Genomic DNA, 14,473 nt, shown 5'->3' on the forward strand with positions numbered 1-14,473 from the left:
GATTCATGTTTGGGATACCGAAGGTGGCGTAGCGTTTAGCTGTGAAGAGTTTACAATAGATCAAGTGATGGTGATTGATTATCCGCGTTACTTTACACCAAACGGTGATGGCATCCATGATGCTTGGAATATAGTAGGCTTATCGAATTTTGCTGAGCAAACCACGATATACATCTTTGACCGTTACGGCAAGCTTTTAAAACAATTGAGTGCCAGTGACCAAAGCGATGGTTGGGACGGAACTTACAACGGAAAACCATTACCATCAACAGATTATTGGTTTACGGTAGATTTCCCTGAGCAAGGAGCGATGAAGCAATTTAAAGCGCACTTCTCGTTGAAACGATAAATAACAGATTTATAAAAAAGCCACTCAAATCGAGTGGCTTTTTTGTAATGATAGAAAATCAATGCGTGTAATTAGCCCCGATAGGAGCTGGCTACCCTGCCTGCCTGCAGGCATGTAGCGCGGATAGCGGGAGCAGGAGTGAAGAAAAGCACAAATGATCTGCTTCTAAAAATAAAAAAAACGCCTCAAAAAAATGAAGCTTTTTTTGTGGAGTCGGGGAGAGTAGCTACGCTCATCTCCAACGTTCCTTTTCTGCAAATGCAATTTTCAGCCTTTACCAGGCTGACGGCTTAAAATAAAAAAATCCAATCAAGTGAACTTGTTGGATTTTTTTATTTTAAGCCGCAATAAAATTGCGCTTGGTGTGGAGTCGGGGAGAGTGGCTTCGCCCATCTCTGGTATTCCAAAATTGCAAATGCAATTTTCGGTTTTTTCAAGACCGCCGTATTAAAAATGGAAAAATCAGATCAAGCGAGCTTGTCTGATTTTTCCATTTTTAATACGCTAAACCGCGCTTGGTGTGGAGTCGCCGAGAGTCGAACTCGGGTCCAAACAAGCAACTAAAGAGCTTTCTACACGTTTAGTCTTTGATTGGGTTTTCGACAGTAGGCTATGCCAAAGACAGCGGCCTAATGCTTAGCTCTATCAGTGTCAGAAAGGATTCAGAACATTACCTTTCCTAGGTTTACTTTTACGGTTCCCCTGAGCCAGACGCCATAAACCAAGGCTTCTGAGGAGAATCCAGCTTCCTGACCTTGTCGGGACTTGGCAAATCTTACTTTAATTCAGATTATGCAGCTAAAGCGTAGTTATTTTCGCCGTTTATGTGTTTATACCCTTGGATTTACGAGCAAAAGGTACCATGCTCGACGTGCTTACTGTTCAATTCGACTTGCTGTCAAAACCAGTCGACCCCAGATTATTATTCTGATTAGCAAAAATCAGACCACAAAAGTAGTTAATTATTCGTCATTATCCTCATTCAATTTGAATGGATAATCGCCAAAAAGGGAAGCCAATTTTTTTGACTGGTAGGTTTTTCGGGTGAATTTATTGGAAAGTGTGATGATGGTTACTTTTTCTTTTCTCAAATTAATGAAGGAAGAAGTATTGCCGTGCCACCAGCCGTTATGAAAAAAGAAAGGTTCTCCTTTTTCAAATTCAATCATTCTGATTCCGAGGCCATAATTTTTCAATCCTTTGCTTTCATAGCTATATCCTTGGTATACTTTCTTTAGTAATTCTTTATTGAGGAAGAAAGGAGCATAGCGTGCAGCATCAAATTTTAATAAGTCTCTGGGTGTAGAATATATGTTTTTATCGCCGTAAATTCCGTCTAAATAATCGGTTCCAATTTCGACATGATTACCTTTATAGGAAGGGACAATATTTTCTCTGTCTTTTTCAAAATCACACACATAAGTATTGGTCATTCCCAGTGGTGAAAAAATCATTTCTTTCATTGCTTCCGGATATTTTAATCCGGTTACTTTTTCAATGATTAGCGCCAACATGGCATAATTGGTGTTGCAATAGCTGAAATGGGTATCGGTTTTGGTTTCCAATTGAATTTCTTTCTCTACCATTACTTTGACGATGTCCTCATTGGTCAATAATTTTTTCTTGTCCCAGTTATTATTTTCGAACGTGAAATAAGCATAGTTTCTCATGCCGCTTCTGTGGTTTAAGAGCGTTTGCACTGTAACATCAGGATAGGGAAAACCATCGATTAGTGTAGTTACTTTTTGGTCGAGTTTAATTTTTTCAGCATCAATTAACATCAAAATTGCCGTTGCTGTCAAAACTTTACTAACCGAAGCGATATGTAATGGTGTTTCTTTCGTTATTTTTTCATCGGTTCGTTTATTAGCGTAGCCCATGTAGTTTTCATAGATGATTTGACCGTTTTTGGCCACTAAAAAACTCACGTTATCATTCTTTTCAGACCAAGTTTTTTCAAAAAAACGAGCAGAACCATATTTTTTGTCATTGATGAATGATTTGGAAAGTTCAGGCAATCCTTCTTTCATAGGTTGCATAACCGGAATTCCGTTTTCGTTGATTTTAATGATACTCTCTTGTGTTTTCTCTTGTTTGGAGCAGGAAGTACTGATTAAAAATAAGATACTGCAAAGTAGTATATAGTGGGATTTTTTGATTTTCATTTTAAAGACTTATGGAAACACAAATATAATTATTCAGGTAAGGTGTATCGTTAATATTTTGCAAAGCTTTCAACAGGTTTTTCACAATTTTTATTTTTCCGAAAAAGTTTTGAAAACGATTTCGTTACTACTACTTTTGGGGCACAAAAAAAAGAGAGAATGAAATTCGGCATAATTAAAGAAAGAAAAAATCCACCCGACAGAAGAGTTGTTTTTACTCCGGAAGAACTGGTGAGATTACAACAGGAACATCCTGAAGCTATAGTGAAAGTGGAAAGCTCTGATATTAGAGTTTTTAATGATGAAGCGTATAAAAAACTAGGTATCGAGGTAGCTGAAGATATTTCTGATTGTGATGTATTCTTTGGAGTGAAGGAAATTCCGGTTGACTTTTTGATTCCGAATAAGAAGTACTTTTTCTTTTCGCATACGATAAAAAAGCAAGTACACAACAGAAAGCTATTGCAAGCAATTTTGGCCAAAAATATTGAATTGTATGACCACGAAACAATCGTAGATGCCAGCAACAGAAGGTTAATAGGTTTTGGTCGTTATGCCGGAATTGTTGGTGCTTATAATGGCTTTAGAGCTTTCGGAATTAAATATGATTTGTTTACTTTACCTAAAGCGGAAACCTTAAACAGTAAGGATGATTTAATCGTTCGTTTAAAAAGACAAACTTTACCCAATATCAAAATTGTTTTAACGGGTCACGGAAAAGTAGGTATGGGTGCCAAAGAAATTTTGGACGGTATGAAGATTAAAGAAGTTTCAGCAGCAGACTTTTTAAATAAAGTATACTCACAACCTGTTTATACCCAAATCGACGTATTGGACTATAACAAACGTCTTGACGGACAAGTTTCAGACAACAATGATTTTTACAAAAATCCACAAGAATACACTTCTAACTTTGAACGTTTTACTAAAGTAGCTGATATATACATGGCAGGTCATTTTCACGGGAATAATGCGCCTGATATTTTGACACAGGATATGTTGAAAGCGGCTGATTGTAAAATAAAAGTCGTAGCCGATATTTCTTGTGATGTTGACGGACCGATTGCTTGTACTATTAAAGCTTCAACGATAGCCGAACCGTTTTTTGGTTATTTACCCTTTGAAAATAAAGAAGTACCGTTTACACATCCGGGTTCGATTATGGTGATGTCTGTCGATAATTTGCCGTGCGAACTGCCTAAAGATGCAAGCGAAGGTTTTGGAGAAATGTTTATGGAACATGTGATTCCGGCATTTTTCAACGGAGACAAAGATGGTATTTTAGAGCGCGCCAAAATCACCGAAAACGGCAAACTCACACCTCGATTTGCTTACTTACAAGATTACGTTGACAGAAATTAATTTTTAATTGGTACCAAAAGGCATAAGTTTTTTTATTTTTGACTATTAATCTGCCAAAAGTGAGAAACAAAATCGCCTTTTTCTTTTTATTGCTCTGCTCATTTTTGAATGCTCAGGAGTTGTTACCGTTTGTAGAAAACTTTACCAAAAGTAATTACAATGGCGATAATCAGGTTTGGAGTGTTACCCAAGGCAACGACAATGCCTTTTATTTTGCCAATAACCATTATTTACTTCGTTATAACGGTGTTCGTTGGGAAAAATACAGTTTGCCTAATAAAACCATCATAAGATCCGTTTTTTCGGATGGTGATAAAATTTATTCGGGTTCTTACAATGAATTTGGGTATTGGAGAAGACAGAACGGAATATTGCGATATACTTCTCTTTCGGAAAACAAAAATTTTTTTACCGGTTCCTCCATTAACGAAGAGATTTGGAAGATTTTTAAGCATGACAATAAAATTTACTTTCAGTCTTTCAATGAACTTTATGTGTTAGAAAATGGTAAGACGCGAAAAATCAGGATTCCGTTTCAAATTTCATATTGCTTTTTAGTAGAAAATAAAATCTATGCTGCTTCGGTAAAGGAGGGCGTTTTTCTTTTTGAAAATAATAAATTCAAGAAGATTGACAAATGGAATTTATTGGAAGACAATATCATTCACGCTATTGACAAAGCCGATGGGAAAATGTTCTTTTTTACCCAAAAAAGTGGCGTTTACATTGAAGAAAGCAACACTTTAAAACCTTGGTCACATCCTTTAAATGAATTACTCAAGAGGGAAATTATCATTACTGCCAAAGCCATTTCTAATAACAGACTCGTTATTGGAACCGCTTTTCAAGGCGTTTATGTCATTGATTTAAAAAACAATAGCTACAATAATATTTGCCGAAAAAATGCCTTAAAGAACAACTCTATTTTAAGCATCGGATTGGATAAAGAAAATGATTTGTGGCTTGGCTTGGACAACGGAATTTCTCATATCGAAATCAATTCTCCGTATAAAATATTTTCAGACAATACAGGTGTTTTGGGTTCGGTTTATACTTTGGCACCACTGAATGGTGGATTGCTTTTAGGCTCCAATCACGGTGTTTTTAAATACCAGAATAAAACTTTAACCTTGTTATCAGATTCTCAAGGACAAGTTTGGGATATTTTGAAAGTAAATGACAGATATCTCATCGGACACAACGACGGAACCTATATTTATGAGCATGATGTTTTGCAAAAAGTAAATGAAGTCAGTGGCGGATGGAAGTTCTTAAAGAGTAATTTTCATGATATCTTTTTCTTAGCCAATTATTCAGGCATTGTAATTTATGAGAATCCAAGTGATTTTAAGCGATACAAATACTTTTCAAATCTTACTAAGCCCATAAAAAATATAGTACAGAACAAACCAAATGAGCTTTGGGCTGTAGACAATTACAGAAGCTTGTATCGAATACTCTTTGATGATAATTTCGCCGTTAAGAAAATAGAAAACATTACCCAGAAGAATAAAATTCTCAATGATTATGGTGTTAAAATGGTGAATTTTAATAATGATGTGCTGTTTTATATCAATTCAAAATGGTACGGTTATAATGCTATTTCCGATAAGTTAGAACTGAATGCTTATTTCAATAAATCGTTTTCCAATATTTCAGAGCTAATCCCAATTGATGATGAAAATTTTATTATTCTAAAAGACAAGTCACTTTATGTCATCAATAGAGTCAATGATAAGTTTGTATGGCGACTCATTCCTGAAAAGTATTATGAAGGAAAAATTATCAACCAAGATACCAAGGTGTTTAAAACCAATGGGCAATATTTATTAAATCTCGATGATGGTTTCTTTGCATTTAAATTGCAAAAGGCCAAGCCCAATCCCCATAGCAAAAGTGTGAAATTGGAAGCAACTGTTGATGGAGTATTTATTGAAAAATCAGCATCGATAGACTATAACAAGTCAATCAGTCTTGATGTTATTTCTGAGTATTATGGCTACAACAAACAAGAACTTTTTTACATACTGGATGACAACAATAAATACAATTCTTTAAAAGATTCGAACATTGTTCTAAATAATTTGTCCAGCGGAAGTCACGAATTCACGGTTTATTGTAATAATGGAGAGAATTACATTCAGTTAGATTCCTTTAATTTCAGCGTGGATAGGCCATGGTACATTTCTTTTTGGATGATTTTGATTTATGTATTCATTATTGTAGGAGCTTTTTACCTTTATTATAAATGGAATAAAATCCGCTACATCGAAAAACTAAAGTTAAAAGAGGAAGAACTCAAACACCAAAAAGAAATTCTTCACTTGGAAATGGAAGCTCAGAATAAGTTGAAGTTGCAAGAGTATGATAAGCACATTTTGGAAGTTCAAATCCAAGCCAAAGCCTCTGAAGTTGCCGGTAAATCATTGTCTATTGCCAAACAATCAGAAATGATTGAAAGCATTCAAAAAGCATTAGAATCCGAGAGTGATATCAGTAATTTAAAAAGCAGTATTAAAAAATCGATTAAGATTAATGCTATTAATAAAAATGAATGGGAGAGTTTTGAGAAAAACTTATTACAAAGCAACGAAGAGTTTGTACAGCGATTGTCTAAAAAACACCCAATCTTAACCTCTAAAGATATTAAGCTTTGTATTTACCTAAAAATGAATCTTTCTTCTAAAGAAATTGCACCGTTAATGAATATTTCTTTCAGAGGTGTTGAGCTTCATCGTTACCGCTTGAGAAAGAAATTAGGCTTAACCTCAGATGACAGTCTTTCTAAATTTATGATAAACACATAATTTTATGTGTTTTTTTGTCAAAGTTGTAATTTTTTTTATACTATTTTGTCAATTATTAACACATCAATACTACATCATCAATGATGTGTATCGATGTGTTTTTTGTTGTTAATATATATTTTAATTAATTGAAAATTAATAATTTGTGATTTTATTTTAAAAAAAAGATGTAGTAATGTAGTAAGATATGTATAACTACTATAACGATTTAGTTCACTATATTTACTAAAACAAAATCAAATTTTATACAATGAAAATTTTCTTAGCTTATTTTTTGTTGCTAACTATTGGTTACGTGTCTTACGCTCAAGAGATAAAAGGTAAAGTAATTGATGTTAGTGGAATGCCACTTCCGGGAGCAAATGTTGTTGTCAAAGGAAAGAACATTAGTACATCAACTGATTTTGACGGTGTTTTTTCTTTAAAAGCTGATCTGGCTGATAACATAGAGTTTTCAATGATTGGTTTTGAAACGGTTTCTTTAAAAGCCCAACCGAATATGGTTGTAACCCTCAATGAAAGCAATCAGTTGTTAAAAGAGGTTGTTGTAGTTGGTTATGGTACTAAAAAAGCCGGTTCGATTACCGGTTCTGTGGCACAAATTAAGGCGGTTGATATTGTTAAAACACCTTCGCAATCCGCTGTACAAGCTATCCAAGGGAAGGCTGCCGGTGTAAATATTGTTACCAACGATGAGCCTGGCTCTAATCCTTCTATCCGTATAAGAGGTTTGGGAACAGTTTTAGGGGGAAGAGATCCTTTATATTTAATTGATGGGGTAGAAGCTACCGGATTGAATGGATTGAACCCAAATGAAATTGCTACTATTGATATTTTAAAAGATGCCTCTTCCTTAGCTATATATGGTCAAAAAGCGGCCAATGGAGCTGTAATCGTTACTACCAAAAAAGGAAAAAAAGGAAAAATAAAGGTGCAATACGACTCTTACTACGGTCAAAAATTTATTCAAAAGAAAGTCGAAATGGCCGATTCGTACCGCTTTGCCTATTACAATAATGTTGCTGCAGGTTCTTCCTCTTATTATAGTTTTGAACAACCTTATAATACTGATTGGCTTGATGAAATTACGGATACCGGTGAGGTGATTAGCAACTATGTTTCATTTTCAGGAGGTAATGAAAACGCCAGCTATTATTTTGGAGCTACAAATTACAAAGAAAAAGGGATTTTAATCGGAACCGAATACGAACGAAATAATATCAATTCAAGAAACGAATTTAAAATATTTGACGATAAAGTAAAGATTTCTCAAAATTTCAATCTTGCTATCGCTAACAATACGCCAAAACCTGTTAACGCTTTTACGAATGCTTACAAGCAATCACCAATTGTTCCGGTGTTTTTTCCAAACGGAAGATGGGGAGTACCATTGCGTAATCCAGCCACCGGACTGATAGATATTAATGGAAACGATCGTTTCAATAATGTTGCTAATCCTGTTGCCCAACTTACTTATTTCAATGAAAGAAACAAGAATATTGTAATGTCAGGTTCTGTTGCCGCTGAAATTGCCTTGTTGAAAGAGTTAAAATACACTTCTAATTTTGGTGCTACTTATGTTTTGAATAAAGGCTTCAATTTTTCGCCAAATGCGGATATTTATTTATCTCAAAATGCCACACAATCATTACAAGATTATGAAGATAGTTTCGGCGATAATCCCATAAAATACAACACGCTTCAACAATACAAAAGCGATGATTATATGTGGAATTGGGATAATTACCTAACTTATAAAAAAGTATTTGACAAGCATGATATTACCGTAATTGCCGGTATGTCTAGGTCTACCAAAAATAATGGTGAATATTTATCAGGAACTCGTTTTAATGTTCCGGAAAGTTCCAATTACTGGTATTTAGATCTATCGTCTTTTAACGCAGATACAGCACCGGGTAGTGTTGTGGCTAACAGCCATTCAACTCCAATTGTTTCTATAGCTTATTTTGGAAGAGCTGAATATGAGTACAACAACAAATATTTGATATCGGCTTCCATCAGAAGAGAAGGAATCAGTTCGTTTCAGGATGTAAAAAAATGGGGCTACTTCCCAGCGGTTTCTGCCGGTTGGGTAATTTCTAATGAGGCTTTTTTAGAAAAAATAAAATTCATCAATTATCTTAAATTCCGCGCCGGATATGGAGAAGTTGGTAATGCAAATTCACTGAATGCATTAAATATTCCTGTATTTGCTGCGGGTTATAACTATGCTTTTGGAGATGATCAATCTATTTTTCCAGGAAGCAATCAGCCTTATCAAGTTGATCCAAACCTAACATGGGAAACCATGAAAGAGTTTGATTTCGGACTAGATTTCAAAGTCTTGAACAATAAACTTTCGGGTTCAATTGATGTTTATGACAGAACTTCTTCAGACGTGATTCTTCCTGTAACGCTTCCACCGGTATTATCTCCGGGAGAAGTGACTGTAAACACAGGAGAAGTAAGTAATAAAGGAATTGAACTTTCATTACGTTGGGATGCTGAAATTAACGACAATCTAAAATATTGGGTTTCCGGAAATTTTTCACACAATAAAAACGAATTGACCAAAGTGAATAACGCTTATTTTTCAAGATTAATTGGCGGTGGTTTAGGTAATGGAGAATATACCAAACAAGTATTGGTTGGTCAACCATTAGGTAGTTTTTATGTTTATGATGTGCTCGGTATTAACGGTGATGGCGCTTTTATTTACAGTGATGAAAGAGTTGTGGCAGGTTCTTATTTGCCAACTTACACTTACGGATTGAGTTTAGGTGGAAGTTACAAAAATTTTGACTTTTCCGTGGATACTTATGGTGTCGGTGGAAATAAAGTCTACAATGGAAAGAAAGCGCAACGTTTTGGAGGAGAGAATATTGAGTACAGTTACTTGGATAGCTTCTGGACACCTTCAACACCCAATGCAACCAATCCAAAGCCTTATAATGAAATACCAAGACCTTCTACTTATTTCTTAGAAGACGGTTCTTTCTTGAGAATTAATAATATTACCATTGGATATACGATACCAAATTTTTATAACAAAATTGAAAGAGTGAGGATTTATATCACCGCTGTTAATCCATTTGTATTTACCAAGTATACAGGGTATTCTCCGGAAGTTGTTGGTGGTGACAATGCAAATCCTCTTGGTGGTGCCGGAATTGAATTGGATGCATATCCAACTAATAAAACATTTTTGTTTGGTCTTAATATGAGTCTATAAAATACTATGAAAAATGATTTGTAACATAAAATTTAAAACAATAGCGCTGTTCTTATTTCCGTTGATTTTCTTATCCTGTGAAGAAGATTTAAACGTCGAACCCAACAATGCCTTAACTGAGATTGATTTTCTTAACGATCCTAACAATGCCGTTCAATTGGTGAATGGTGTTTACAACAAACAATTGGATTATAATATGTACGCCTTTTCATGGATAGGAATTACTAGTATTGTCTCCGATGATGCCGATAAAGGTTCTACATTAACTGACACTGGAGTCGATAAAGGAAGACTTGATAATTTGGCTTTTGGCCCAACTGATATTTCCTTTAATGATGTTTGGATAGGTCGTTATGACGGAATATATCGTGCTAATAATGCCTTGTTTTATTTAGAACAATTATCTATCGAAGAAAGCCTCAAGAATAGATTAATAGGCGAAGTAAAATTCATTAGAGCTTTATGCTATTTTGATTTGGTTCGTTGTTTTGGTGGAGTACCGTTGGTAACATCAAAAATTGATATCAATGATACAGCACAAATCAATGAAGTGGTATACGTCAGAAAGTCAAAAACGGAAACTTATGCCCAAATTGAAACAGATTTATTAGATGCCATCGATAAGCTACCTTTAAAAGGAGCATATTCACCTAATGATAAAGGAAGAGCTTCAAAAGGTGCTGCACAAGCTTTATTAGCTAAAGCCTATTTATACCAAGAGAAATGGCAAGAATCATTTAATATGAGTGGTAACGTAATAAGTTCAGCCCAATACAGTTTGATGACCAATTATGCTGATGTTTGGAAAGAAATAGGCGAAAATGGATCCGAATCCATTTACGAAGTACAAGCCACATTAACCAAAGGGTTACAAGATTATACAAATGTTCAAGCACCAAGAGGAACACCAGATTTGGGTTGGGGTTTTAATACGCCATCATTATCCTTAGCCAATTCCTTTGAACCGGGCGATATTAGAAGAAGTAGTTCCATCATTTTTGTTCCGTCAGTACTTTGGGATGGATTTGTTGCACCAACTACTTGGACCAATGCAAGATACAATTACAAATCTTATCAGAGTAGTATAGCAGAATCTTGGAATGGAGACCGAACCCAAACCGCTAAAAATCTGAGAATTTTAAAATATAGTGATATACTATTAATCAGAGCAGAAGCAGCCTTTCATCTTGGGTTGAATTCAGAAGCTACTGATAGAATTAACGATTTACGAGCAAGAGCCGGTTTACCGATAGTAAGTTCGGTTACCCTTGATAACATTTTAAAAGAACGAAGAGCAGAAATGGCAATGGAGCATGACCGTTGGTTCGATTTAATCAGAACCGGTCAAGCATCAGCTGCTATGGCTGCTGACGGCAAGACATTTATAGTTGGAACTCACGAATTGTTTCCGATTCCACAAAATCAAATAATTACAAGCGGAGGCTTACTAACTCAAAATCCGGGGTATTAAAATTAATTTAACTTAAACCATTTTTTTTATTATGAAAACGAACAAAATTTTTATTTCAGCATTTGCTTTAACAATTGCATTTGCATCATTAACAAGTTGTAGCAGTGATAGTGATAGTTCATTGCCACCAATTGGAGGTTACAACAATGCTGGTGAAGTAGGAGCAACAGATTTAGTTGCCTATTGGCCTTTAAATGGCAATGGTAAAGAAAGTATTTCGAATACTTCGCCTTCAGCTACCGTTGGAGCGTCATATAACACCGCTGTAAAAGGCGACGGTTTAGTACTGACTAACGGGTATTTAGCTTACCCTGAAATTACGGCTTTGGCTAGTACTTCAGCCAGTATGTCAATTAGTTTATGGGCTAAAATCACTAACAATGGAGGAACAGATGGACACCCAACAATGTTATTCTCTTTAACTCGTCCAAATGAATGGGCAGGAAATTTAAACTTAATGTCTGAAACAGGTTGGAGAACTTCTGCTAGTGACACATTGGTGGTTAAAGGTTTAGCCGTAATTAAAAACGGTGATGGAAGTGCTAATTTCCAAGACATTATCAATTCAGCTAATCCAAGTCCGGATGACATTGCGGCTGGTCACGTAGCTCATGCTGCAAAATATGCAAATGCTTGGGCTCATTACGTAATCACATGGGATGCACCAACAGCGTTATTCAAAGTGTATGCTAATGGTCAAAAAATTTCTAATCCGGTTTGGGAATCTAGAAATGGCGGAACAGCTTTACCTTTAAATTTCTTTACACCTGCAAAAGCAGTTATCGGAACATTTGGAACAGTAGTTTCCGGCACAGCTGATTCATGGCAACGACCTATGAATGGTCAAATTGACGAGATTCGTGTTTGGAAAAAAGCACTTTCAGCTTCAGATATCAATTCATTGTATGAGTTAGAACTAGCAGGTAGATAATTCCTGGACAATTTTAAAAAAGTCTGGTGGTTTAACTGCCAGACTTTTTAATTCTAAATTTAATCATCTCCCCATCAATCATGAAAAACATTGCCAAAATGATTATCCTTTTACCTTTTTTACTACTTTTCGGCTCATGCTCAAAAGATTCTTCAACGCAAACACAAGAACCTACAGTGTTAACCGATGAGGAGATTCTTAACTTGGCCCAAAAAGATGCTTTAAAATACTTTTGGGATTATGCAGAAACCAATTCAAAATTAGCCCGAGAAAGATGCCATATCGATGAACCGTCCGTTGATGAAAATCTTGTAGCCACAGGTGGTTCAGGATTTGGATTAATGACTATTCTGGTAGGTATTGAACGTGGCTTTGTTCCAAGAGGTGAAGCAGTAACCCGATTGAATACAGCGCTTACATTCCTTGAAAACGCAGACCGATTTCACGGTGCTTGGCCTCATTGGTTGAATGGTGTGAACGGAAATGTCGTTCCCTTCGGAACTGTTGATAATGGTGGAGACATCGTTGAAACTTCCTTCCTGTGTCAAGGATTAATCTGTGTTAGAGAGTATTTCAAAAATGGTACTCCAGAAGAACAAGCATTGGCTTTAAAAGCTGATAATCTATGGAAAGGTGTGGATTGGAATTGGTACACTAAAGGTGAAAACGCCATGTATTGGCATTGGTCTCCTGAGTATGAATGGCAAATAAATTTTAAGTTGGAAGGTTATAATGAATGTTTGATTACCTATATAATGGGTGCTGCATCACCAACCCATCCGATTCCATCTGCCGCTTATCATGAAGGTTGGGCCAGAAATGGAAATATTGTTAGTGCAAGTACAAGTTTTAATATTCCCAGAGTTTTTAGTTATAACGGAACTTCAACGGTTGGACCTATGTTTTGGTCGCATTATTCTTATATGGGATTAGACCCAAGAGGTTTAACAGATCAGTATGCCAATTATTGGACATTGACCCAAAATCACACCAAAATAATGAATGCTTACTGTATTGCTAACCCTTTATCATGGAATGGTTATAGCGACGAATGTTGGGGTTTAACAGCAAGTTATTCTCGTAATGCTAATGGTACAACGGGCTATTCTGCACACCAACCTAATAACGACAGAGGTGTGATTTCGCCAACAGCTGCCTTATCCTCATTTCCTTATACACCGGAAGAATCAATGAAAGCACTGCGGTTTTTTTATGAAAATGAAAATTGGAAAGATAGATTGATAGGTGTCGCCGGACCGTATGATGCTTTTTCGCCTCACCACGATTGGGTAACTAAAAGATACTTGGCCATCGACCAAGGAACTATTGCACCAATGATTGAAAATCACAGAACAGGATTTCTTTGGAACTTATTCATGCAAGCTCCTGAAATACAAACCGGTTTGCAAAATTTAGGATTTACTTCCACACAACACGGATTTTAATATGATGCGTTATTTTAAAATACTACTGTTCTGTTTCTTCGGTACTAGTTTTAATACTTTTGCTCAAGAAACTTCTGGTAGCTTTTCGACTCAAATAACTACAACTTATTCTTATGGTTATCTATTGAGTCAACCCAAAAATGTAAAATCTAAAAAGCCGTTAATTGTTTTTTTACACGGTTCCGGTGAAAGAGGAACAGATTTGGAAAAACTTAAAATTCATGGTCCATTAAAATACAATCAAAATCATGAATTAGACGCATTCATACTTGCGCCACAATGTCCGGAAAATGGTAATTGGGAAGCTGAATCGCTTTACCAATTGATTCAAAAAATCGTTAAAGAAAATAATATTGATGCCAATAGAATTTACTTAACCGGTTTGAGTATGGGCGGTTGGGGAGCATGGGACTTGGCATTAGCCCACGCCGAGATTTTTGCTGCCTTAGTCCCAATAGCAAGTTTTGTAAATCAAATGCAAGAAGACGATGCTTGCAAAGTAAAAGATATTCCCATTAGAATTTTTCACGGTCTGCTCGATGATGTAGTGGTTTTAAATTCTGTAACCAATGTATTTAAAAATCTTAAAACATGTAACGCCGATGTTCAACTAACTATATTTGCAGATGCCGATCACGATAGTTGGAGTAGGGTGTATGACAACTCTGAAGTCTACGATTGGATGTTGCAACAAGTTAAAAAATAAGGAAC

9 protein-coding genes and 1 other RNA gene are annotated in these 14,473 nt (G+C 35.7%); 8 read left to right on the forward strand and 2 right to left on the reverse strand.

Going from position 1 to position 14,473, the window contains the following annotated elements:
• A partial coding sequence (locus ACK4HO_RS07910) for a T9SS type B sorting domain-containing protein (protein ID WP_409664657.1) occupies positions 1-349 on the forward strand: 349 nt, incomplete at its 5' end.
• A 518-nt stretch (positions 350-867) separates the two neighbouring features.
• Here ACK4HO_RS07910 and ssrA read toward each other — a convergent pair.
• Both ssrA and ACK4HO_RS07920 read right to left on the reverse strand, forming a co-directional pair.
• Positions 868-1,265, reverse strand: a transfer-messenger RNA (tmRNA) gene (gene ssrA, locus ACK4HO_RS07915).
• A gap of 46 nt (positions 1,266-1,311) precedes the next feature.
• Complete coding sequence (locus tag ACK4HO_RS07920) at positions 1,312-2,514, reverse strand: serine hydrolase domain-containing protein (RefSeq protein WP_409664659.1); 1,203 nt, start codon at positions 2,512-2,514, stop codon at positions 1,312-1,314.
• 159 nt (positions 2,515-2,673) lie between these two features.
• Between ACK4HO_RS07920 and ACK4HO_RS07925 the strand changes: the two genes are divergently transcribed.
• The 7 genes from ACK4HO_RS07925 (at position 2,674) to ACK4HO_RS07955 (ending at position 14,468) form a co-directional block, all read left to right on the forward strand.
• Entirely contained in the window at positions 2,674-3,876 is a 1,203-nt protein-coding gene (locus ACK4HO_RS07925) for an NAD(P)-dependent oxidoreductase (protein ID WP_409664660.1), read from the forward strand.
• A 59-nt stretch (positions 3,877-3,935) separates the two neighbouring features.
• Positions 3,936-6,683, forward strand: coding sequence for a LuxR C-terminal-related transcriptional regulator (locus ACK4HO_RS07930; protein WP_409664662.1), 2,748 nt, complete (start codon positions 3,936-3,938; stop codon positions 6,681-6,683).
• A gap of 250 nt (positions 6,684-6,933) precedes the next feature.
• Positions 6,934-9,915, forward strand: a complete 2,982-nt coding sequence (locus tag ACK4HO_RS07935) for a SusC/RagA family TonB-linked outer membrane protein (protein ID WP_409664664.1) — start codon at positions 6,934-6,936, stop codon at positions 9,913-9,915.
• Between the two features lie 13 nt (positions 9,916-9,928).
• Entirely contained in the window at positions 9,929-11,386 is a 1,458-nt protein-coding gene (locus ACK4HO_RS07940; protein WP_409664666.1) for a RagB/SusD family nutrient uptake outer membrane protein, read from the forward strand.
• A gap of 31 nt (positions 11,387-11,417) precedes the next feature.
• The gene (locus ACK4HO_RS07945) at positions 11,418-12,317 is read left to right on the forward strand and encodes a LamG-like jellyroll fold domain-containing protein (protein WP_409664668.1); all 900 of its coding nucleotides are present in this window, start codon (positions 11,418-11,420) and stop codon (positions 12,315-12,317) included.
• 80 nt (positions 12,318-12,397) lie between these two features.
• Positions 12,398-13,762 carry a glucoamylase family protein gene (locus ACK4HO_RS07950; protein ID WP_409664670.1) on the forward strand — a complete coding sequence of 455 codons (1,365 nt, stop codon included), beginning with the start codon at positions 12,398-12,400 and terminating at the stop codon, positions 13,760-13,762.
• 1 nt (position 13,763) lies between these two features.
• Positions 13,764-14,468 (forward strand): prolyl oligopeptidase family serine peptidase, encoded by a 705-nt coding sequence (locus tag ACK4HO_RS07955; RefSeq protein ID WP_409664672.1) that lies wholly within the window; start codon positions 13,764-13,766, stop codon positions 14,466-14,468.
• The last annotated feature ends 5 nt before the right edge of the window (positions 14,469-14,473 follow it).

Source organism: Flavobacterium sp. (assembly GCF_046296355.1).
Classification (GTDB): Bacteria; Bacteroidota; Bacteroidia; order Flavobacteriales; family Flavobacteriaceae; genus Flavobacterium.

What these genes read in the sequence shown, in the direction of transcription:
- ACK4HO_RS07935 (WP_409664664.1), top strand. Translation starts at nt 6,934, where the DNA reads ATGAAAATTTTCTTAGCTTATTTTTTGTTGCTAACTATTGGTTACGTG.
- ACK4HO_RS07920 (WP_409664659.1), bottom strand. Translation starts at nt 2,514, where the DNA reads ATGAAAATCAAAAAATCCCACTATATACTACTTTGCAGTATCTTATTT.
- ACK4HO_RS07925 (WP_409664660.1), top strand. Translation starts at nt 2,674, where the DNA reads ATGAAATTCGGCATAATTAAAGAAAGAAAAAATCCACCCGACAGAAGA.
- ACK4HO_RS07945 (WP_409664668.1), top strand. Translation starts at nt 11,418, where the DNA reads ATGAAAACGAACAAAATTTTTATTTCAGCATTTGCTTTAACAATTGCA.
- ACK4HO_RS07950 (WP_409664670.1), top strand. Translation starts at nt 12,398, where the DNA reads ATGAAAAACATTGCCAAAATGATTATCCTTTTACCTTTTTTACTACTT.
- ACK4HO_RS07955 (WP_409664672.1), top strand. Translation starts at nt 13,764, where the DNA reads ATGATGCGTTATTTTAAAATACTACTGTTCTGTTTCTTCGGTACTAGT.
- ACK4HO_RS07940 (WP_409664666.1), top strand. Translation starts at nt 9,929, where the DNA reads ATGATTTGTAACATAAAATTTAAAACAATAGCGCTGTTCTTATTTCCG.